16 protein-coding genes are annotated in these 20817 nt (G+C 74.3%); 11 read left to right on the top strand and 5 right to left on the bottom strand.

Features of this window, described 5'->3' with window-relative positions; genetic code table 11:
* Positions 1-299: 299 nt before the first annotated feature.
* The 5 genes from IE311_RS09760 (at position 300) to IE311_RS09740 (ending at position 5361) form a co-directional block, all read left to right on the top strand.
* A complete protein-coding gene (locus tag IE311_RS09760; RefSeq protein ID WP_229901822.1) occupies positions 300-1871 on the top strand; it encodes an FGGY family carbohydrate kinase in 1572 nt (523 codons plus the stop codon).
* Positions 1868-3301 carry an FAD-dependent oxidoreductase gene (locus IE311_RS09755; RefSeq protein WP_189831186.1) on the top strand — a complete coding sequence of 478 codons (1434 nt, stop codon included), beginning with the start codon at positions 1868-1870 and terminating at the stop codon, positions 3299-3301. Before IE311_RS09760 ends, IE311_RS09755 begins: the two co-directional genes overlap by 4 nt.
* The gene (locus IE311_RS09750; protein WP_189831185.1) at positions 3298-4503 is read left to right on the top strand and encodes an FAD-dependent oxidoreductase; all 1206 of its coding nucleotides are present in this window, start codon (positions 3298-3300) and stop codon (positions 4501-4503) included. Before IE311_RS09755 ends, IE311_RS09750 begins: the two co-directional genes overlap by 4 nt.
* 70 nt (positions 4504-4573) lie before the next feature.
* Complete coding sequence (locus IE311_RS09745; RefSeq protein WP_189831184.1) at positions 4574-5071, top strand: NUDIX domain-containing protein; 498 nt, start codon at positions 4574-4576, stop codon at positions 5069-5071.
* A 41-nt stretch (positions 5072-5112) separates the two neighbouring features.
* Positions 5113-5361, top strand: a complete 249-nt coding sequence (locus IE311_RS09740) for a hypothetical protein (RefSeq protein ID WP_189831183.1) — start codon at positions 5113-5115, stop codon at positions 5359-5361.
* A 100-nt stretch (positions 5362-5461) separates the two neighbouring features.
* On the opposite strand, the gene IE311_RS09735 is transcribed toward IE311_RS09740, so the two are convergent.
* The gene (locus IE311_RS09735) at positions 5462-6712 is read right to left on the bottom strand and encodes a cytochrome P450 family protein (protein WP_229901821.1); all 1251 of its coding nucleotides are present in this window, start codon (positions 6710-6712) and stop codon (positions 5462-5464) included.
* A 178-nt stretch (positions 6713-6890) separates the two neighbouring features.
* Positions 6891-8852, bottom strand: a complete 1962-nt coding sequence (locus tag IE311_RS09730) for an NAD-binding protein (RefSeq protein WP_189831293.1) — start codon at positions 8850-8852, stop codon at positions 6891-6893.
* 333 nt (positions 8853-9185) lie between these two features.
* Between IE311_RS09730 and IE311_RS09725 the strand changes: the two genes are divergently transcribed.
* Positions 9186-10634, top strand: a complete 1449-nt coding sequence (locus IE311_RS09725) for a D-alanyl-D-alanine carboxypeptidase family protein (RefSeq protein ID WP_229901820.1) — start codon at positions 9186-9188, stop codon at positions 10632-10634.
* 446 nt (positions 10635-11080) lie between these two features.
* Here the strand turns inward: IE311_RS09725 and IE311_RS09720 are convergent, their stop codons facing one another.
* Positions 11081-13459, bottom strand: coding sequence for an ATP-binding cassette domain-containing protein (locus IE311_RS09720; protein WP_189831182.1), 2379 nt, complete (start codon positions 13457-13459; stop codon positions 11081-11083).
* A gap of 191 nt (positions 13460-13650) precedes the next feature.
* Positions 13651-13902 carry a DUF5133 domain-containing protein gene (locus IE311_RS09715; protein WP_308439801.1) on the bottom strand — a complete coding sequence of 84 codons (252 nt, stop codon included), beginning with the start codon at positions 13900-13902 and terminating at the stop codon, positions 13651-13653.
* 152 nt (positions 13903-14054) lie between these two features.
* Between IE311_RS09715 and IE311_RS09710 the strand changes: the two genes are divergently transcribed.
* Positions 14055-15092, top strand: coding sequence for an NAD-dependent epimerase/dehydratase family protein (locus IE311_RS09710; RefSeq protein WP_189831181.1), 1038 nt, complete (start codon positions 14055-14057; stop codon positions 15090-15092).
* 124 nt (positions 15093-15216) lie between these two features.
* Here IE311_RS09710 and IE311_RS09705 read toward each other — a convergent pair whose 3' ends face one another.
* Entirely contained in the window at positions 15217-16077 is an 861-nt protein-coding gene (locus IE311_RS09705) for a glutathione S-transferase C-terminal domain-containing protein (RefSeq protein WP_189831180.1), read from the bottom strand.
* A gap of 539 nt (positions 16078-16616) precedes the next feature.
* Here IE311_RS09705 and IE311_RS09700 point away from each other — a divergent pair.
* The 4 genes from IE311_RS09700 (at position 16617) to IE311_RS36625 (ending at position 20813) form a co-directional block, all read left to right on the top strand.
* Positions 16617-17072, top strand: coding sequence for an RrF2 family transcriptional regulator (locus tag IE311_RS09700; RefSeq protein WP_189831179.1), 456 nt, complete (start codon positions 16617-16619; stop codon positions 17070-17072).
* Between the two features lie 158 nt (positions 17073-17230).
* Positions 17231-18598, top strand: a complete 1368-nt coding sequence (locus IE311_RS09695; RefSeq protein ID WP_189831178.1) for an acyl-CoA dehydrogenase family protein — start codon at positions 17231-17233, stop codon at positions 18596-18598.
* Between the two features lie 215 nt (positions 18599-18813).
* A complete protein-coding gene (locus IE311_RS09690; protein ID WP_189831177.1) occupies positions 18814-19686 on the top strand; it encodes a universal stress protein in 873 nt (290 codons plus the stop codon).
* A gap of 152 nt (positions 19687-19838) precedes the next feature.
* On the top strand, positions 19839-20813 hold the full coding sequence (locus IE311_RS36625; protein WP_229901819.1) for a CAP domain-containing protein: 975 nt from the start codon (positions 19839-19841) through the stop codon (positions 20811-20813).
* Positions 20814-20817: the final 4 nt, after the last annotated feature.

The raw sequence follows: 20817 nt of genomic DNA, 5'->3' as shown, positions 1-20817 counted from the left end.
GGGGGTGGGGCGTGGTGTGGATGACATGGGTCCTCGGTGGATGGAGGGGGTGGTCAGTCCCCCGGCGGGCGTCCCGGCCGTTGATCGGCGATCACTATAGAGGGCTCTGGACGCGACCGGTCCACTTTCTTTTGTGACGGCAACTATTAAGCCAACGACCGAATTTGACTTACTCTCAGGTATGCCGACGGACCTGACGTGATCGTCGGCGGAGGCTTGACGGAGCACCCCGACGACGGCACCCTGACCCTTTTCGGTGATCGGATGATCACTGAACGTCCAAGGACAGGAGCAGCGCGATGACGGGCGGCCCGGTACTCGCCGTCGACCAGGGCACCTCGGGCACCAAGGCGCTCGTCCTCTGCCCCGAGCGCGGCGTCATCGGCAGCGGTACGGCCCCGGTCCGTCCCCGCTACCTGCCGGGCGGCCTGGTCGAGGTGGACCCGCGTGAGCTGTACGACTCCGTCGTCAGCGCGGGCCGGGCGGCGCTCGCCGAGGCCGGCACCCCGGTGGTGGCGGTGGGCCTCGCCAACCAGGGGGAGACCGTCCTCGCCTGGGACCCCGCCACCGGCCTTCCGCTCACCGACGCCCTCGTGTGGCAGGACCGCAGGGCCGCCTCCGTCTGCGCCGAACTCAACTCCCATGCAGAGCGGTTGAGGCAACTGACCGGTCTCCCCCTCGACCCCTACTTCGCCGCTCCGAAGATGGCCTGGATCCGCCGCCACGCCACCGGCGCGGGCGTCGTCACCACCAGCGACGCCTGGCTCGTCCACCGGCTCACGGGCGCCTTCGTCACCGACGCGGCGACCGCCGGGCGGACCGGACTGCTCGACCTCGACACCCTCGCCTGGTCGGAGACGGCGCTCGATCTGTACGGTCTCGGCGGCGAGCGGCTCCCCCGTGTCGTCGACTGCGACACACCCGTCGGCACCACGACCGCCTTCGGACCGCCCCTGCCGCTCACCGGTCTCCTGGTGGACCAGCAGGCGGCGCTGCTCACCCAGAGCGCCGACCGCCCGTCCGCCGCCAAGTGCACCTACGGCACCGGGGCCTTCCTCCTCGCCCAGACCGGCCCCGAGCCACGGCGCACCTCTTCCGGCCTGGTCAGCTGTGTCGCCTGGCGGCTCGGCGGGCAGGTGTCCCACTGTCTCGACGGTCAGGTGTACACGGTCGCATCGGCCGTGCGCTGGCTCACCGACCTCGGCGTCATCGCCGGGGCCGAGGAACTCGACCCGGTCGGCGGCGAAGTCGCGGACGCCGGTGGGGTGACCTTCGTTCCCGCGCTCGCGGGGCTCGCCGCGCCCTGGTGGCGCGGCGACGTACGCGGTTCGCTCACCGGCCTCGGTCTCGACACCACGCCGGGCCATCTGGTCCGGGCCCTGTGCGAGGGCATCGCCGCACAGGTGGTGGAGCTCTCCTCGGCCGTCGCGGCGGACCGCGGGGCGCCGCTGACCTCGCTGCGCGCAGACGGCGGCCTCACCCGGTCCGCGCTGCTCATGCAGACCCAGGCGGACCTGCTGCAACTGCCGGTCGAGGTCTCCTCGCTGCCCGACGCCACGGCGCTCGGGGTGGGCGCGGTGGCCCGGCTCGGCCACGACCCGCGGCTCACGCTCCGCGAGGCGGTACCCGAATGGAAGCCTTCCGTCGTGTACGAGCCCCGGATCTCGGGCGACGAGGCGGCCGAACGTCTGGCGCGCTTCCGGGGAGAGGTGTCGGCGCTGGTCGAACGCGCCGACGCCGGGGTCGGCGGCGGGGCGCCGGGAACGACGGCGGGTCCCGGAACGGAGGTGGACGCCGCCTCCGGCGCTGCCGCCGGCCCTGGCACCACCGGCACCGGCACCGGCACCGGCACCGGAACCGGAACCGGATGAGCGTCACCCGCACGGGCGCCCTCCCAGTCGGCGCCGACGCGGCCTACGACGTCGTGGTCGTCGGAGCGGGAGTCGTCGGCTCCGCGATCGCCCGGACCCTGGCCCGCCACCCGCTGCGGATCGCGCTCGTGGAGGCGTCCAACGACGTCGGCGACGGTACGTCGAAGGCCAACACCGCCATCCTGCACACCGGCTTCGACGCCGCGCCCGGCACCCTGGAGGCACGGCTCGTCCGCGAGGGCCACCGGCTGCTGTCCGCGTACGCGCGGGAGACAGGCATCCCCGTGGAGCCCCTGGGCGCTCTGCTCGTCGCCTGGGACGAGGGGCAGCGCGCCGCCCTCCCCCGTCTCGCGGAGAAGGCCGAGCGCAACGGACACCGCACGACCCGGCTGCTCACCGCCGCCGAACTCCGCGCCCGGGAACCGCACCTGGGGCCGGGTGGTCTCGGCGCGCTGGAGGTACCGGGCGAGGCGGTGATCTGCCCCTGGACGACCACCCTCGCGTACGCCACGCAGGCCGTCCGCTCCGGCGTCGACCTGCACCTCAACTGCTCGGTGGAGCAGGTGCGTCCGGGCGATCCGTACCACCGGCTCGTCACCCGCCGGGGGGTTCTGCGGACCCGTCATCTCGTGAACGCCTGCGGACTCCACGCGGACGCGTTCGACGCGCTGGTCGGCCGCGAGGACTTCGTCGTCACCCCCCGTAGGGGGCAGCTGCTGGTCTTCGACAAGTTCGCACGCGACCTGGTGCGTCACATCCTGCTCCCCGTCCCCGGCCCGCTCGGCAAGGGCGTGCTCATCACACCGACGGTGTACGGGAACGTCATGCTCGGGCCCACCGCCGAGGACCTGGACGACAAGACCGCCACCGGCACGACGGCGGAGGGGCTCGCCGGTCTTCGCGAGCAGGGCGGCCGGATCCTCCCGGCGCTGCTCGACGAGGAGGTCACGGCCGTCTACGCGGGGCTTCGGGCCGCCACCGGACAGGAGGACTACCGGATCGCCGCCCACCCCGGGCTCCGCTACGTCACGGTGGGCGGGATCCGGTCCACCGGGCTCACCGCCTCCCTGGCCGTCGCCGAGCACGTCCGCGGACTGCTCGCCGACTGCGGGCTGGATCCGGGGCCCGAGCGCCCGCTCGCCCGGCTCCGGATGCCGAACCTCGGCGAAGCCTTCTCCCGCCCCTACCGGGATGCCCGGCTCATCGCCGGGAACCCGGAGTTCGGAGCGATCGTCTGCCACTGCGAGCGGGTCACCGAGGGCGAGATCCGGGCCGCGCTCACCTCCACGATCCCGCCGGGAGGCCTCGACGGTCTGCGGCGCAGGACACGCGCCCGGGGCGGTCGCTGCCAGGGGCACCACTGCGGCGCGGAGGTACGGGCGTTGTTCGAGGAGTACGGCCCCGAGAAGAAAGGAAGGGGCGCCCGGTGAACCGTACGGTCGACGTCCTCGTGGTCGGCGCCGGACCGGCCGGGCTCGCCGCGGCCGCCCGGCTCGCGGCCTCGGGCGCGGGCCGTGTCGAGGTCCTGGAACGGGAGCGGGCCGCGGGCGGGGTCCCACGGCACTGCGCCCGCCCGGGATTCGGCGCGGACGCCCGGGGCCTGCCGCTGGACGGCCCCGCGTACGCGCGACGCGCGGTCCGAGCGGCGCTGCGGGCCGGGGCCACCGTCCGTGCCGGCGTGTCGGCCACCGGCTGGGCCGGGCCGCTCACCCTGGACGTCACCGCCCCGAGCGGACTCGAACGCATCCGGGCCCGCGCGGTGGTCCTCGCCACCGGGGCCCGCGAACGGCCACGCAGCGCACGGCTCGTGCCCGGCTCGCGGCCCGCCGGAGTGCTCACGACGGGCGAGCTCCAGCGGCTGGTCCTCCGGTTCGGCGCCCGGCGCGAGCACCTCGGGCGACGGGCCGTGGTCGTGGGCGGCGACCCGGTGGCCCGCGACGCCGTGCGGACGCTTCGCCGCGCCGGGGTGGAGGTGGCGGCGGTCGTGGCCGAACCGCCGGTGGGACGGCACGCGTTCGGCGCGGTCCCGGTACTCGGCGGCACGGTCGTGACCGAGCTCGTCGGGCGCGGCCGGCTGACCGGGGTCGCGGTCCGGGGCGGGGACGGCCGCACAGCGACGCTGCGCTGCGACACCGTGGTGTTCACCGGCGACTGGATCCCGGACCACGAACTCGCCCGGGCCCGCGGGCTTCCGCTCGTGCCGGGCACCCGGGGCCCCGCGACGGACGGTTCGTTCCGTACCGCCGAACCCGGGATCTTCGCCGTCGGCAACCTGCTGCGGGGCGGGGAGCCGGCGCTGGTGGCCGCCGCCGAGGGACGGGCGGCGGCGGCCGCCGTGCTCGACCGTCTCGACGGACGTCCCTGGCCCGGAGGCGGGGTGCCGGTGACGGCATCGGGACCGCTGCGGTGGGTGACGCCCGGCCTTCTCGGTCCGGTGGCCGCGCCGCTGATCCTCCGGGCGGACCGCAGGCTGGTACGCCCGGTCCTGACCGTCACCCAGGACGGCGTCCCGCTGCGGCGGGAGCGGCTGAGCGGGTCGCTCGCCCCGTGGCGTTCGGTCCGGCTTCCGCTCCACTGGACGAGCGGCGTGGACCTCACGGGCGGCCCCGTGGTGGTCGGTTCGGAGGACTGACGCGCCGAGGGCGTGCGGGCGAGGGCTCGCGCGGCTGCGGCGGCCGGGCCCTTCGGCCAGACTGGGCGGCATGTCGGTCAAGCGCAGCGCGGGTCTTCTGGTCTTCCGCCGTACGGCGGACGGTGGTGTCGAGGTTCTCATCGGCCATATGGGCGGGCCCTTCTGGGCCTCCCGCGAGCAGGCCGCCTGGTCGATCCCCAAGGGGGAGTACGAGCCGGACGAGGCTCCGGAGGCCGCGGCGAGCCGCGAGTTCCTGGAGGAGCTGGGCCTACCGGCTCCGGAGGGCGCGTGGCTGGACCTCGGTGAGGCCCGGCAGCGCAACGGAAAACTCGTCACCGTCTGGGCCGTCGAGGGCACCCTCGACCCGGCCGCCATCGTGCCGGGCACCTTCACCATGGAGTGGCCGCCCCGGTCCGGCGTCCAGGGGGAGTTCCCGGAGATCGACCGGGTGGGCTGGTTCACCCCGGAGGCGGCCGCGCCGCTGCTCGTCGAGGGGCAGCGGGTCTTCCTGGAACGGCTGGAGGAACAGCTCGGCGGACACGGCCGAGGTCGATTGTCAGACCCGTAGGAGAGGGTGGTGAGCGCCGAACTGTCGAGAGGGAGCCCGACATGACCACGATCACCGCCAGCGAGCGCGCGGCCGCCCAGGCGTACCTGCGGCTGCTCGAATCCACCCAGGCCGTGCTGACCGACCCGCAGCTCGCCCCGTACGCGGGGGTGATGCTGACCAGTCCGATGGCCGAGGCGGACGAGGCGCTCCGCGCCGCGGGCCTCTCGGGGAACGAGGACCGGCTGCTGCGGCTCGTCTCGTCCCTGCGGGCCTCCCCCGCGACGACCGCGCGGGGGCGCGCCGGATGAGGTGGTGAGAGGGCGCCCCCGCGCCCCTCCCGGCCTGGGGGCCGGGCGGGGCCGGCGGCCTGGGGGGCCCGGGGCGTGGCGGGCCTGGGTCCGGGGGCGGTCAGCCTGCCAGACGGACGGGGAGTGTTCGAACGCTGTTGCCGACGAAGCCGGCGTGGCGGGGCAGCTCGGATTCCGGGACCGCCAGGTCAAGGTCGGGGAAGCGGGTGAAGAGCGCCTCCAGGGCGATGGCGGCCTCCATCCGGGCGAGCGGCGCGCCCAGGCAGTAGTGGGGGCCGTGGCCGAGCGAGAGGTGCTTCGGCCCCGCGGCACGGGCGAGGTCGAAGCGGTCGGCGTCCGGGCCGTGTGCCTTCTGGTCCCGGCCCGCCGCCGAGTATCCGGCCAGGACGGGGGTGCCCCGTGGGATGAGCGTGCCGTCGACCGTCAGGTCGCGGGTGGGGTAGCGGAACGGGAAATAGCTCACCGGGCTGTCCCAGCGGAGGGTCTCCTCGACCACGTCCGCCCAGCCTGCGCGGCCCTCGACGACGAGGGCGAGCTGGTCGCGGTGGGTGCAGAGCGCGCGGACCGCGTTGGTGACCAGATTCAGGGTGGTCTCGTGGCCCGCGATGATCAGCAGGAGCAGGGTGCCGATCAGTTCGGGCCCGCTCAGCCGGTCGCCGTCCTCGTCCCGGGCCGCGACGAGCGCGCTGGTGAGGTCGTCGCCGGGGGCGGCCGCCCTGGCGCCGACGATGGCACCGAGGAGTTCGAGGAGCTCACGGTTGGCGGCGAGGGCCCGTGCGGGCTCCGTGTCGGTCGCGACGACCAGGCTGGAGAGATGGTGCAGCCGGTCCTGGTGGGCGGGGTCGACGCCGAGGAGTTCACAGATGACGCCGAGCGGCAGCGGAAGCGCGTAGTGCCGGCGGAGGTCCGCGACACCGCCGCCGCTTCCGGCCGCCTCGGCGAGCCCGTCGAGCAGTCCGGCGGTGACCGTCTCGACGCGCGGCCTGAGTTCCTCGACCCGGCGGGCGGTGAAGGCGCTGCTGACCAGGGCCCGCAGCCGGCGGTGGTCGGCGCCGTCCGCGGTGGTCATGCCGGGCACGGTGGCGAAGGTCCGCAGCGGCCAGCCCTCGGGTATGCGTCCCTCGGCCAGGGCGGTGAAGTGCTGGGCGCCCTTGGCGACGTCGGGGTGGGCGAGGAAGTCACGGAGGGCGTCGTGGCCGAGCACCACCATGCCCTCGATCTCGCCGGGGAGGATCACCGGGGCGACGGCGCCCTCGGCGAGCAGCCGTGCGTTGACCGCGTGGGGGCAGCCGCCGGCCGGGTCCAACCGGTGCGGGGGGCCGGCGGGGGCGACGCTGTGCGGTGTGGTCACTGGGGCGACTCCTGACTGCGGATGCGTGGCCGGTGCGGGCCCTTGTGGTGCGGTGCCTGGCGGGAGCGGGACCGTGCGAGGGGCGGTCGCGCCGCGCACGGGCGGCGTCCCGGGTGATCCGGCTCCTCGGCGCCCGGGCATTGTGGCGGACACGTCGCCCGGGCGACCAGACTCTACGTCAACCTCGGGCAATACCAGTGGAGTTGTCGGGCGGCGTCAGGTCGTCGCCGGGTCCGCGTGGGCGCCCACCGCGGCCCAGGAGTTCCGCTAGGCCCCGGCGGGTGGCGGCGACGACGACCCGGTCGCCCGGTCCGAGGACGCGTTCGGGATCCAGTCGCCAGCCCTGGTCGCGGGCGGCCGCACCCGTGCGGGCGGCGGAGCGCGCGGCCGCGCTCCCGTCCATGGCGATGACCCGCCAGTTGCCGGGGTGGAACGCCTCGGCCACGGTCAGGCCGTCCAGGAGCGGATGGTCCGCGACGTCCACCGCGGCGAAGAGGAGGACCCGGCGCTCCACCGGCACGGCGCCGAGCACCTGACGGCCGAGCATGGCGCCGGCGAAGGCGGGCGCGGCGAGATGGGAGACGCTGCGGCTGCGGGTGAGGGCCGCGGGGTGGGCCGTACGCAGGGTGCGGAAGACGGCGGTGGCGAAGTCGTCGTCGTACAGGCGCAGAACGACTCTCAGGTCGGGCGTGACGGCGCGGGCGGAGAGCGCGGCCTCCAGATTGGTGATGTCGACGCTGGTCAGGGCGAGGAGGGCGTGGGCGCGGTGGATCCGGGCCGCCTCCAGGACGCCCTCCTCCGTGACGTCTCCGATGACGGTGGGTACGCGTAGTCGGCGGGCGACGGCGATGCCGCGGGCCTCCGGATCGGATTCGACGCACACCACGGGAATGTTCAGCCTGCGCAGCCGGGCGAGGACGCGGGTGCCGACCTTGCCGAGGCCGAGGAGCACGACATGCCCGGAGAGTCCGCGGGGCGGGCGGCGCAGGGTGGTCGCCGTACGGAAGGTGCCCAGTCCTTCGATGACCGCGGCGACGATCACCGGCAGCAGGAGCAGGCCGACGAACCCGGCGAGGATCTGGATGATCTGGCGTCCGGTCGACTCCCCCACGGCCGGGTCGCCGATGGCGAAGATGTCGAGGAGCGTCAGATAGGCGGCGTGCAGGGGGTGGTCGCCGGTGGTGAGGGTGGAGGCGAGCGCGAGGGCGAGGACGGCGGCGGCCGCGCCGGTCAGGGACCAGCGCAGTCGGCGGGAGAAGAGGGAGGCGACGGGCAGCGCGGAGGCGGCGAGGCGGGCGGCCGGCTGGGCGGGGCCCGCCGGGGTGACCGCTTCGAGGGTGACGGCGGCACGGCCGACGGCGGCGGCCACCGTCCGGTCGTCGGGCAGGAGCCGGGGTCCCGCGTCTCCGCTGCGCTCGGATCCCTCGCAGCCCGCCGGGTCGCCGGTCGTGGCGGAGAGCAGGGCGAGCGTGCACAGGCCGGGGTCGGGCGCCTCGCCGGGCGCGGGCAGGCGCTCCACGGCGTGCAGCAGCAGCCCTCCGGCCTGGACCACCTTGCTGGTGCCCGCCACGGCGGCCGCGGCGAGGCCGGGGGCGGCGGTGTCGACATCGGAGAGGACCGTGGTGGCGGCGTCGAGCTTCTCGGGGTCGAGGCCCGGCTCGGCGACGGCGGCGGCCTGGTCGAGGAGGGTCTCGAGGTGCTGGCCGAGTTTGCGGTTGTAGAGGCGGATGACCAGGCGCAGCCGGGGGTTGAGGCGGCGGGCGGTGAGTGCGGCCCGGATGTTGGTCTCGTCGTCCTCGTGCACCAGGGCGAGCGCGGCGGCCCGCTCCACCCCGGCGTCCGTCAGGGCCCGGTCGTCGGCCTCGGCGGCCTCCACGACGCGCAGGGTTCCGGTGGGTTCGGCGCCGTCGCCACCGCTCGCTTCGGTCGCGGCGGGAGCGGGCACGGCCGGGGAGCCGGTGGTGCGGGTGACGGCCGCGGTGACCCGGCCGAAGAGCGCGAGGGCCCGGCCGGTGCGGGCGGTGGGCGTGCGCGGGGCGTCGGGCCGTACCGGCACCAGGAGGGTGACCCGCTCTCCGTACACCTCGTGCAACTCGCCCGCGAGGCGGTGGGCGAGGGCGTCGTCCCCGCAGACGATCATGTGCCCGGCCGGGGCCCGGCGGGGCTGCCGCTCGGTCCGGAAGGCGGGTGCGCCGAAGGGACCGCCGCCGGTGGCACCCGACGGCCTGGCGGGGGCAGGGACGGGACGGGCGGCCGGTTCGGCGGGGGGCGCTCCGGCGCTGTCGGCCGGAACGGCGTTGCTCTGGTACGGGTGTGAGGGCACGTCACCAGCATGCACTGCCCCACCGACAAGGATTCCGGCGGTCCGTCACCACCCGGGCGGGCTCACGACTCGCCGCCGTACGCCGCACCTGCTACGCCGGTCGGCGCACTCCGATCTGCGCGTCGCCCGCCTCCTTCCTACGGTGACTGAATGATCGTCACGTCAGCTGTTCGTCATGCCGCCGCCGGCACCGCGGCGGTGCTGTTCGTGCTGCCCGTTCCGGCGGCCACGGCGTCTCCCGTCACCTCGGCCGTCCCCGTCACCTCGGCCGTCACCGTCACCTCGCCCGCGTCCGCCGTATCGGGCGTACCAGGGGCTTCAGCGGCGTCCGGCACCTCCGACTCCTCGCTCAGGGAGCCCACGCCGCCCGTGCGGCACCACGTCGACCCGGCACGGCTCGACCGGAAGGGCACCCAGGTGCAACCGCTGCCGGGCGCGCCCTCCGTGCCCTCGCTCTCCGCCCTGTCTTGGGTCGTGGCGGACGCCTCCTCGGGCGAGGTCCTCGCGGCGCGGAACGCGCACCGGAAGCTGCCGCCGGCCAGCACCCTCAAGGCGTTGTTCGCCCTCACCGCGCTCCCCCACCACGAATCCTCCGAGCAGCACACCGTGGCCGATTCCGAGCTGACCGGGATCGGGGACGGCAGCAGCCTGGTCGGGGTCAAGGAGGGGTACACCTACAAGGTCTCCGACCTGTGGAACGGCGTGTTCCTCAGCTCGGGCAACGACGCGGTGCACGTCCTCGCCGCGATGAACGGCGGCTGGGAGTCGATGTCCCGGCAGATGCAGGACAAGGCCCGGTCCCTCGGCGCCATGGACACCCATGTGGTGTCCCCCGACGGTTACGACGCCCCGGGGCAGGTGTCCTCGGCGTACGACCTGGCCGTGTTCGGCAGGGCCGGCCTCCAGGACCCGGAGTTCACCCGCTACTGCTCGACGCGGTACGCGGACTTCCCCGCGGGCTCCTGGTCGTACGGGATCGCCAACACCAACCGTCTCCTGACCGGCGAGGACGGCGTGGCCCGATACCCGGGGCTCCTCGGGATCAAGAACGGCTACACGAGCAACGCGGGCAACACGCTGATCTCCGCGGCCCGGCGCGGCGACCGGACCCTGGTCGTCTCGGTGATGAACCCGCAGGGCGGTGGCGGCCTCGCCGTGTACGAGGAGGCGCGGGAACTGCTCGACTGGGGCTTCGAGGCGGTGGAACAGGTCCGGCCGGTGGGCTCGCTGCTGCCCGTACACACGAAGGCGGCGGCCGGTGCGGACAGCCGGGCCGTTTCGGTGCCCCGTGAAGGCGCCGCCGCGAAGGCCGCCGGGAAGGTGGTGGCGGCGGGGAAGGCCGAGGCGGCCGCGAAGGCGGAAGCGGCCGGAAAGGCCGAGGCGGTCGGGAAGGCCGCGGCGGTCGGGAAGGCCGCGGCGACGGGGAACGCGCCCCGCGCCGGAGCCGAGGCGGCGGCCGTACCGGGGAAGGACTCCCCGGTCGGGGCGGCGCCCTCCGGCGCGTCGGTCGGCCTTCCGCTCGCCCTGGTGGGATCGGCCTGCGCGGCGGCCCTCGCGCTGTGGGCCCGGCGGCGACGGTCGGTCAACCGGGTGAACTGACCGTCGAGCACGCACCGCAGTGGACCACACCGGACCGGGTGAGCCGACAGGGAACACCCGGACGTGTGCCGCGGCACCGGGAGTGAACCCCCCGGAGAAGACCGCCGGTCGTGCGGCGTCACTGGAGACATCGGGCCGGGGTCGTGCCGGCGACGGTCCGGTGGACGCCGCACGGTCCGGCTTCGGCCGCCCCGCCCGTCACCTTCCGGCCCCGCGGCGTGAGCCGAGGGACCGGAAGGGTGACGGGACGAGGGACCGGAAGGGTGACGGGACGAGGGACCGGAAGGGTGACGGGACGAGGGGCCTGATGAGTGACAGGCCGAATGCCCGGGAGAGTGAGGGGCCGACTGCCCGGAAGGGTGACGGGCCGAATGCCCGGGAGAGTGGCAGGCCGGAAGGGCCGCGGCCCGTCGCCCGCTCGCTCCCTCGCGCCCCCTCACGCCCCCTCACGCCCCCACGTACGCCGCCAGATGCTCGCCCGTGAGCGTGGGCCGCGCGGCCACGAGGTCCGCGGGCGTGCCCTCGAAGACGACCGTGCCGCCGTCGTGACCGGCGCCAGGGCCGAGGTCGATGATCCAGTCGGCGTGGGCCATCACGGCCTGGTGGTGCTCGACGACGATGACCGACTTGCCCGAGTCCACGAGCCGGTCGAGCAGCCCGAGCAACTGCTCCACGTCGGCGAGGTGCAGGCCGGTGGTCGGCTCGTCGAGGATGTAGACGCTGCCCTTCTCGCCCATGTTCGTGGCCAGCTTGAGCCGCTGGCGCTCTCCGCCGGACAGCGTGGTGAGCGGCTGGCCGAGACTGAGGTAGCCGAGACCCACGTCGGCGAGCCGGGCGAGGATGCGCTGCGCGGCCGGGGTGCTCGCCTCGCCCGAGCCGAAGAACTCCACGGCCTCGGTCACGGACATCGCGAGCACCTCGCTGATGTCACGGCCGCCGAGGAGGTATTCGAGCACCGAGGCCTGGAACCGCTTGCCCTCGCAGTCCTCGCAGGTGGAGGAGACGCCGGCCATCATCCCGAGGTCGGTGTAGATGACGCCCGCGCCGTTGCAGGTGGGGCAGGCGCCCTCGGAATTGGCGCTGAACAGCGCGGGCTTCACGCCGTTGGCCTTGGCGAAGGCCTTGCGGATCGGGTCGAGCAGTCCGGTGTAGGTGGCCGGGTTGCTGCGGCGCGAGCCCCGGATGGGGCTCTGGTCGATCGACACCACGTCGTCGCCGACCGGGATCGAGCCGTGGACGAGCGAGCTCTTGCCGGATCCGGCGACTCCGGTGACGACGGCGAGCACCCCGAGCGGGATGTCGACGTCGACGTCGCGCAGGTTGTGGGTCTTCGCGCCCCTGATCTCCAGGGTGCCGGTGGCTTCCCGCACGGTGTCCTTGACGGAGGCGCGGTCGTCGAAATGGCGGCCGGTGACGGTGCCTCCGGTCCGCAGCCCCTCGACGGTGCCCTCGAAGCAGACGGTGCCGCCCCCGGTACCGGCGCCGGGGCCGAGGTCGACGACGTGGTCGGCGATCGCGATGGTCTCCGGCTTGTGCTCCACCACGAGCACCGTGTTGCCCTTGTCGCGCAGTTGCAGGAGCAGTTCGTTCATCCGCTGGATGTCGTGGGGGTGCAGTCCGACGGTGGGCTCGTCGAAGACGTAGGTGACGTCGGTGAGCGAGGAGCCGAGATGGCGGATCATCTTGACGCGCTGCGCCTCGCCGCCGGAGAGCGTGCCCGCCGGCCGGTCGAGGGAGAGGTAGCCGAGGCCGATCTCCACGAACGAGTCGAGGGTCAGCTGGAGCGCCGTGAGGAGTGGTGCCACCGACGGCTCGTCGAGCCCGCGGACCCAGGTGGCCAGGTCGCTGATCTGCATCGCGCACGCGTCGGCGATGCTGACCCGCTTGATCTTCGAGGAGCGTGCGCCCTCCGCGAGCCGTGTGCCCTGGCACTCGGGACAGGTGGTGAAGGTGACGGCCCGGTCGACGAACGCGCGGATGTGCGGCTGCATGCCCTCCTTGTCCTTGGCCAGGAAGGACTTCTGGATCCGCGGGATCAGGCCTTCGTACGTCATGTTGATGCCCGCGATCTTCATGCGGGTCGGCTCGTGGTGCAGGAAGGCCTGCAGTTCCTTCTTGGTGTACTTGCGGATCGGCTTGGCGGGGTCGACGAGCCCCGACTCGCTGTAGAGGCGGTAGTTCCAGCCGCCCGGGGTGTAGCCGGGGATGGTGAGCGCGCCCTCGTCGAGCGACTTGGAGTCGTCGTAGAGCTGGGTGAGGTCGATGTCGGAGACGGTGCCGCGCCCCTCGCACCTCGGACACATGCCACCGGTGCGGTTGAAGGTCGCCTTGACGGTCTTCTTGGAGCCCCGCTCGACGGTGATCGCGCCGGCCGCACGGACCGAGGGGACGTTGAAGGCGTACGCGCTGGGCGGCCCGATGTGCGGCTTCCCGAGCCGGCTGAAGAGGATGCGCAGCATCGCGTTGGCGTCGGTGGCGGTGCCGACCGTGGAGCGGGGGTCGGCGCCCATCCGCTGCTGGTCGACGATGATCGCGGTCGTGACGCCCTCCAGGACGTCGACCTCGGGGCGTGCCAGGGTCGGCATGAAGCCCTGGACGAAGGCGCTGTACGTCTCGTTGATCAGCCGCTGGGACTCCGCGGCGATCGTGTCGAAGACGAGGGAGCTCTTGCCCGAGCCGGAGACGCCCGTGAACACCGTGAGACGGCGCTTCGGGATCTCGATGCTGACGTCCTTGAGGTTGTTCTCCCGCGCGCCGTGCACACGGATCAGGTCGTGCCGGTCGGCCGGGTGCGGCTGCTTGTCCGCCCTGGGGGCCTTGCTCATCGTCTCTCCAGCTGTCGCGCGGGGCCGAAACACGGAGGACCGGCGCGACCCGCCGTCGCCGACCGCGGGGGTGTCGCCAGGTCCATGCCCGCCACGCTAGCGGGGGTCGGACGGCGACGCTTCTCAAATCCTGATCGGCTCCGGATCGACCTCGGCCCGGCGCCCCGGCCGACTCCCGCTGCCCACGCGGATCAGAGCCCTGGGAGGCCCTCCAGGGCCTGCCGTGCGGCGGGGTCGACGGTCACGTAGTGCTCGGCGGCGTGGACGGCCTCGCGGGCGGTACGTTCTCCCATCAGCACGCACAGGGTGTACGCCGTGTCCTCGAAGCGCCGACGCGCCGACAGGTCGCACGGCCTGGCCAGCACGGTCCGCTCCTGTGCGCGGTAGTGCCGGAGCAGCCGGTCGACCGTGTTCCTGTCGGGCAGCAGCATGGTGTCCTCCATCTCCTGAGTCGCTCCATAGTCCCGGTCGTCGGCCGCACTCGCGACCGACACGAACACGGTGAGTGATGTCCCCGGGTCACGACGGCTGCCGGTACGCCGTCGGGACGCCGCTCGGAGTGCGCTTCCGCCGCTCATGGCGGAGGGTCGAAGGCATGAACCCGAGCACGATTCCGCGGGTGGTCGTCATCGGCGCCACCGGCAACGTGGGCACGAGTCTCGTCCGCGCGCTGGCGCGCGAGCCGCGCGTCGGCTCGGTCCTGGGGCTCGCCCGGCGTCGGCCGGGGATCGAACTCCCCGGGGTGGAGTGGGCCGAGGTGGATCTCTCCCGGGAGGGTGACGAGCCGCTGCTCGCGCGGCATGTCGCCGACGCCGACGCCGTGGTGCATCTGGCCTGGCGCTTCGGGCCGACCCACGATCCGGCGGAGACCTGGCGGACCAATGTCCTGGGTGCGGTGCGCGTCTTCGACGCGGTGGCGGCGGCGCGGGTGCCCGTTCTGGTGTACGCCTCGTCGGTGGGGGCGTACTCCCCCGGCCCGGCGGGCGGTGCCCCGGTGTCCGAGGCGTGGCCGACGCACGGCTGGCCGGGTGCCGCGTACACCCGGGAGAAGGCCTATCTGGAGCGGGTCCTCGACACCTTCGAGCGGGACCATCCCCTGATCCGGGTGGTCCGGATGCGTCCGGCGTTCCTCTTCAAGGAGGAGTCGGCGAGCGGGCAGCGCCGGATCTTCGCGGGGCGGTTCTTCCCCGGTCAGCTGGTGCGGCCCGATCTGCTGCCGCTGCTCCCGGAGTTCGAGGGGCTCCGCTTCCAGGTCCTGCACACCGAGGACGCCGCCGACGCCTATCGGAAGGCGCTGCTCACGGACGTCCGCGGCGCGTTCAACCTGGCCGCCGAGCCGGTGATCGACGCGGCGGTCCTGGGTGAGCTGCTGAACGCCCGGCCGGTGCGGGTCCCTGCGGGGACGGTACGGGGTGCCCTGTCGGCGGCCTGGCGACTCCGGCTCGTGCCGGCCTCCCCCGGCCTGTTCGACGCGCTGCGGCACATGCCGCTGCTGGCGACCGAGCGGGCACGGAGGGAGCTGGAGTGGGAGCCCTCGAGGAGTTCCGTGGAGGCGCTGGAGGCGTTCCTGCGGGGAGTCCGCGCGGGTACGGGCGACGACACCGGGCCCTTGGCGGGCCACCGCATCGGCTGAAGGCCGTCCGTCGCGTCGGCCGGCGTGGCTCCGAGGACCGCCGAGGCGTCTCCCCGGCCGGGGTGTCACCCCACGCCCACGGAAGCGCCGCCCGCGCCGGCCGGAGGGCGCCCGCCGTGTCGGTTCAGCGGGTCGTGCCCGACCAGTCGACGAGGCGGATCGCCGCGCCCGCGGCCTCGCGGCCCCGGCAGTGGGCACGGTGGCGTCGCATGACGCCTTCGATGTCGAGCCGGCGGGCGAACTCGGGGCGCGCGGCCAGCCGCCGGGCGTAGGCCCACAGGGCCGGGTATCCGGCGACCCGTTCCATGGCGGCGGCGTCCAGGTGCCAGCGGTGGACGGTGTCGAGCTGGACCAGGGTGACCCAGACCTGCACGTCGGCGGCGGTCGGCGCGTCGCCGAGGACGTAGGGGTGGCGGACGAGGCGGCGCTCCAGGGAGCCGAGGGCCGAGAAGAGGACGCCGAGGGGGTCGCGGTGGGCGGCCTCGCCGTCCAGTCCGAGTTCACCGGCGCGCTGGGCCGCCCTGTTGATGCTCCGCTCGCACAGGTCGCCGATCGCCTCGATCTCGGCCCGCTGTCCTTCCGGCAGCAGCTCGGGTCCGTCGCCGCGGAAGCGGAGGGCGAGGTCGCGGAGGATGTCGGGGACGTGGGTGCTGACGATCCGTCCGGTCCATCCGTCGCTGAGGACGGGCGCGGCGGCCGGACCGTCGTAGAGGTGCGCGCTCGCCTCGTACAGCGGGCGGAGGGCGGTGTACCCGCCGTCGGGCGTGTCGGTGGTCTCGGGGAGCACGGCGAGCGGGAGCGTGTCGTCGATTCCGAGGAGGCTGTGGGTGAGGGCGATGCTCAGACAGCCGGGGTCGTAGGGCGCGACGTGGAGGCGATAGCGGTGGGGCACCGCGTAGTGGCCGCTGTGCACGTCGCGGCCGATCCGGCCCCTGAAGGCGGGCACGGCGGAGGCGGGCAGCAGCGAGGACGGGACGACGGACATGCTTCTCCCTGGAGGGTGCTCGGTGCCGGGTCGGGGCGGCGCGCGGCGCGGCACCGGTCGCGGAGGCGCGACGGCGGCACCGGCCGGACGGGCCCGGAGGCGGCAGAGGTACGGGAAGGAGGAGACGGCCTGAGCGCGGTGAGGCGACGTCTCGGCGGACGTGCGTGTCGGCGGACGTAGGTGTCAGCGGACGGGGTGGACGCCCCTGCGGGAACCTCGACTCGCCGCACTGCAGACCCGCAGCAGATCGATGTGCCGGCGGGACGTGAGGGGCAGGGAACGCGGGAGGGGTGCGGTGAGTGAGGTGTCCTTTCGACCGCTGCGTCCCATGGTTCCCTACCCGTTCGCTCGGTTTCCCCGCCCTTGAGTCTCGGACCGGTCCCGTACGGCGTCAAGGGTGCGGTACGGGTCACTTCCCCGGCGCCCGGTTCACTCCCCTCCGGCCCCGGACCCGATCCGCGCGCACGAATCCCCACGCGGCGCACGGGTCACGTCGTGGCCGCACGGATCCGCTCACGCGCGTACGGAATAATGCGCGCATGCGCATTTCAGCCAGGGCCGATTACGCGGTGCGTGCCGCCCTCCAGCTCGCCGCCGCCCAGGACGCCGGGCCGCTGAAGGCCGAGGCCATCGCCGAGGACCAGGGCATCTCGCACAAGTTCCTCGAGGGCATCCTCGGGGACATGCGCAAGGGCGGTCTGGTGCAGAGCCAGCGGGGCGGCAACGGCGGCTACTGGCTGGCCAGGCCCGCGGAGTCGATCTCGGTGGCGGACGTCATCCGCTGCGTGGAGGGCCCGCTGGTCTCCGTGCGCGGGGAGCGCCCGCCGGACCTCTCGTACACCGGGCCGGCCGAGTCGCTGCTCACGCTGTGGATCGCGCTCCGCGCCGGTGTCCGCGAGGTGCTCGGGGTCTCGCTCGCGGAGGTGGCGGCGGCCCGGCTTCCGGAGGGGATCGTCTCGCTCGCGGACGACCCGGAGGCCTGGACCAACCCCTGATCGACGGGGGCAATCGCCCTCTTCCTGCGTCGACTTGACTCCGTCTCACACATCAAGACGCCCTTGTCCACCCTGCGGACGCCTCTTGGGCAGGCGCGGTCACCTCTGCCACTATCCCTACTATTCCAGTGGGAATACTAGGGATCATGTGAGGTGACGTGAGTACGCCGAGGAAATCGCCGAAGAGACCCGCGATACGCACCGTCTCCGCACCGGACGCCCGGCCCGCCGGAAGGCCGGCCGGCGGGCCCGTCGACCGGCCCGCCGACGACGAGTTGTGGCCCCGCGTCACCCGTGAACTCGCCGACGACCTCGCCGTCGACGCCCTCGCCAGGGACCGGGCCGGCAAAGCGCCGTTCGACGAGGTCGCCCGGCTCCAGGAGGCCGGGCTGCCCGCCCTGCTGACGGCGCCGGGACCGAACCGGCGTGGCGCCGACTGGCGGGCCGCGTGTGCGGTCGTACGGGAGATCTCCGCAGCCGACAGTTCCGTGGGCGAACTCCTCGCCCACCACTACGCCCTGTCCTGGAGCAGCCGCTTCTTCGGCCCCGCGCAGGAGTCGGACGTCACTCGCGCGGCCGCCCTCCCGCTCGACGTCCGCACCGCCGAGGAGCACTGGCTGCTCGCCGGCGGCGTCGAACCGCCGCGCACCGAGGCCGACCCCGGCCTCACCCTCACCCCCGCCGAGTCGGGCGGCGGATGGTTCCTCGACGGGAGCCGCACCTTCGCCTCCGCCGTGACCGTGGCCGACCGTCTCGTCGTCGGGGCCCGTCCCGGCGGCACCGGCGACCTCCTGGTGGTCCTGGTGGATCCGGCACGGCCCGGGGTGTACACGGACGCCGGGACGGAGCGGGTCGGGCAGCGGCTCGCCGGAGCGGGCACCGTCACCTTCGACCATGTCCCGGTACCGCCGGAGGACATCCTGGGCACACTCCCCCACGACGAGCACGCCGTCGCCCCGTACGCCACCCTCGCCCCGCTGGCCCTGCGACTCCTCCTGGTCCAGGTCGGGCTGGGCATCGCCGAGGGAGCGCTCGCCGAGGCCCGCGACATCAGCCGCGCCGATCAGGCGGGGCCGGCTCCGGCACGCCGCACGGCGGGGTCCCTGACGCCGGACGGCTCCGGGGCGGTCGGCGGCGGAGACGATCCCTACCTCCTCCTCGCCTACGGGGAACTGGCGACCGCCGCGCACGCCGCCGCCGCGGTGGTGGAACGGGCGACGGACGCGCTGACCCGCGGTCTGCTCGCCGCCCGGTCGCTGGGCGTGGAGGAACGGGCCGACATCGCCGTCCTGGTGGCCGCGGCCGAGACGGTCACCGGCCGGGCCGCCGTCCACATCACCACCCGCATCCTCGAACTCGTCGACGGGACGGCGGGCGCCGACGCCCGGGGCGGAGGCCCGGGCTTCGACCGCTTCTGGCGCAACGCCCGCGCGCTCACCGCCCCCACGCAGTCGGCCCACCGCCTCCGTGACATCGGGGACCACTACCTCAACGGCACCCACGCGCGGCTCACCCTGCTGGCCTGAGCCGCGCACGCCCGTGGGGCGCCGCGTGGCCGCCCCCGGCCGTGCGGTCCGCCGCCGTGCGGTCGGCCCCGTGGACCAAGGGTGCCGACGAAGGGACGGAAGGACCGGCATGTCGGGACGTCCGGCCCTCTCGTCGAGCCGCCGAAGGGCCCAAGCTGGAAGGAGCGGGTCCGGCCGTCCGGCGGGCCCGACACCGCATCCATGGAGGCAGCCTGATGAGTCGTGAGATCGTCGCAGGGGTGGACGGCTCCCCGGAGAGCGTCGCCGCGGCCGACTGGGCCGCCCGCGAGGCCCTCCACCGGGGGCTCCCGTTGCGGCTCGCGCACGCGTGGCGCTGGGAACCGATCGACCTCCCCCTCGTCCAGGACCGCGCGACCCAGGAACGCGCGGCGGAGGCGGTCCTGCGCGAGGCGGAGACCACGATCGCCGACCGCTACCCCGACGTGGCGCTCACGGCCGAGGTCCTGCTCGACACACCGGTCACCGCACTGCTCGGCACCGAGGAGCGGGCCGAGATGCTCGTCATCGGCTCGCGCGGCCACGGCGCCGTGGCCGGCTTCCTGCTCGGCTCGTACGGCCGGCAGATCATCGCCTCCGCCACCCGTCCCGTGGTGGCCGTCCGGTCCCGCGACGGCGAGCCGGCCGAACCGCCCACCGGGCACGTGCTCGTCGGACAGCTCGGCTCCCCGGAGGACAGCGCCGCCACGCTGGGCTTCGCCTTCGAGACGGCCGCCGCACGCGGGGCCGCGGTGCGGGCCGTGCGCGCCTGGAGCCTCCCTCCGCTCTACGCGTACAGCCCGGCCTCGATGCGGCTCGCCGACGAGGCCGGCGGGCTCGTCCCGTACGAGGAGAAGACGCTGCGCGAGGCCCTCGCGCCCTGGCGCGAGCGCTACCCGGACGTGCCGGTCACCGAACACGTGGAGCTGGGCAGCGCCGGCCAGGTGCTGCTCTCCGCCTCGGGTGCGGCCCAGCTCCTCGTGGTCGGCCGAAGGGCCAGGCGGGGGGCCGTCGGCGGGCGCATCGGTTCCGTCGCGCACGCGGCGCTGCACCTCGCGCCCTGTCCGGTGGCGGTCGTCCCGCAGGGCTGAAAGGGTTCGATGTGCGTTGACGCACCGGGTTGACGCGCCATGTTGACGAGGAGTGTCGGGGTGGCCGGGGCCGGAAAGTGATATCGCCGTCGCCCCGGTGGCTCTCCCCAGCGCCGGACCGCCCGGCGACCACGGCGAGAGAGCGGAGCTCCATGCGGCACGACGACCGTCCCGGCCACCACGAACATCCCGAACGCCCTGATCACCCCGAGCACGCCGGACGCCCCGACCACCTCGAACGGCCCATCCACTCCATCCACCCCGTCCCCGTCCACTCCATCCACCCCGTCCACCCCGACGGTCCTGTAGGGGACTTCTCCCGGGAATCCGTACGGGACGGAGCCTCGGCGGAGCCCGTGGGCGGCCGGCACCGCAAGGGGGGCGGGGCACGGCGACGCCGTGCGCGCCGTCCGACCTTCCGCACCGCCGTCACCGCCGCCGGGGCCGCGGCCGCGGTCCTGACGGTGGCCACCGGGGTGTACGTGGCGTCCTTCCCGGCCGCCGGCCCCGGAACCGCCGCCGCCGCTCAGGCCACGGCCACACCCGCGCCTCGCACGGCCGGCACCATCCCGGCCCGCGCCACGCTCACGAGCACACGGCCGAAGGCGGAATCGGAGCCGCGGCGGGTACCGGAACCCGAACAGCAGCCCCCGGGGCCAGCTCGGGAGCCGGGGCGGAACCAGGAACAGGGAGTGCGGCAGCCGGGTGCGGCGCCAGGGGCGCAGACCCCGGCGGGCAACGTCGTCGGCTTCGTCCAGGATGTCGTCACGCTCGCCAACACCGAGCGGGAGAAGGCCGGTTGCGGGCCCCTCCACTCGGAGAGCCGTCTGCGGACCGCCGCGCAGAAGCACGCCGACGACATGTCGGCCCGGGACTACTACGAGCACGACAGCCCGGAGGGCCACGACGCGGGCGACCGGATGAGCGGCGCCGGATACGCGTGGTCGACCTGGGGGGAGAACATCCACCGGGGGCCTCGCACCCCGGCCCGGGCGATGGAGGACTGGATGAACAGCCCGGGCCACCGGGCGAACATCCTCAACTGCTCCTTCAAGGACATCGGCGTCGGGGTGACCCTCACGTCCAATGGCCCCTGGTGGGTCCAGAACTTCGGTGTGAAGCGCTGAGACC

This window comes from Streptomyces zaomyceticus, from assembly GCF_014656215.1.
Taxonomy (GTDB): Bacteria; Actinomycetota; Actinomycetes; order Streptomycetales; family Streptomycetaceae; genus Streptomyces; species Streptomyces zaomyceticus.
This window is presented reverse-complemented; position numbering and strand designations above follow the sequence as displayed.

What these genes read in the sequence shown, in the direction of transcription:
- IE311_RS36625 (WP_229901819.1), top strand. Translation starts at nt 19,839, where the DNA reads ATGCGGCACGACGACCGTCCCGGCCACCACGAACATCCCGAACGCCCT.
- IE311_RS09705 (WP_189831180.1), bottom strand. Translation starts at nt 16,077, where the DNA reads ATGTCCGTCGTCCCGTCCTCGCTGCTGCCCGCCTCCGCCGTGCCCGCC.
- IE311_RS09760 (WP_229901822.1), top strand. Translation starts at nt 300, where the DNA reads ATGACGGGCGGCCCGGTACTCGCCGTCGACCAGGGCACCTCGGGCACC.
- IE311_RS09715 (WP_308439801.1), bottom strand. Translation starts at nt 13,902, where the DNA reads ATGGAGGACACCATGCTGCTGCCCGACAGGAACACGGTCGACCGGCTG.
- IE311_RS09730 (WP_189831293.1), bottom strand. Translation starts at nt 8,852, where the DNA reads ATGATCGTCTGCGGGGACGACGCCCTCGCCCACCGCCTCGCGGGCGAG.
- IE311_RS09740 (WP_189831183.1), top strand. Translation starts at nt 5,113, where the DNA reads ATGACCACGATCACCGCCAGCGAGCGCGCGGCCGCCCAGGCGTACCTG.
- IE311_RS09710 (WP_189831181.1), top strand. Translation starts at nt 14,055, where the DNA reads ATGAACCCGAGCACGATTCCGCGGGTGGTCGTCATCGGCGCCACCGGC.
- IE311_RS09720 (WP_189831182.1), bottom strand. Translation starts at nt 13,459, where the DNA reads ATGAGCAAGGCCCCCAGGGCGGACAAGCAGCCGCACCCGGCCGACCGG.
- IE311_RS09755 (WP_189831186.1), top strand. Translation starts at nt 1,868, where the DNA reads ATGAGCGTCACCCGCACGGGCGCCCTCCCAGTCGGCGCCGACGCGGCC.
- IE311_RS09700 (WP_189831179.1), top strand. Translation starts at nt 16,617, where the DNA reads ATGCGCATTTCAGCCAGGGCCGATTACGCGGTGCGTGCCGCCCTCCAG.
- IE311_RS09745 (WP_189831184.1), top strand. Translation starts at nt 4,574, where the DNA reads ATGTCGGTCAAGCGCAGCGCGGGTCTTCTGGTCTTCCGCCGTACGGCG.
- IE311_RS09690 (WP_189831177.1), top strand. Translation starts at nt 18,814, where the DNA reads ATGAGTCGTGAGATCGTCGCAGGGGTGGACGGCTCCCCGGAGAGCGTC.
- IE311_RS09725 (WP_229901820.1), top strand. Translation starts at nt 9,186, where the DNA reads ATGATCGTCACGTCAGCTGTTCGTCATGCCGCCGCCGGCACCGCGGCG.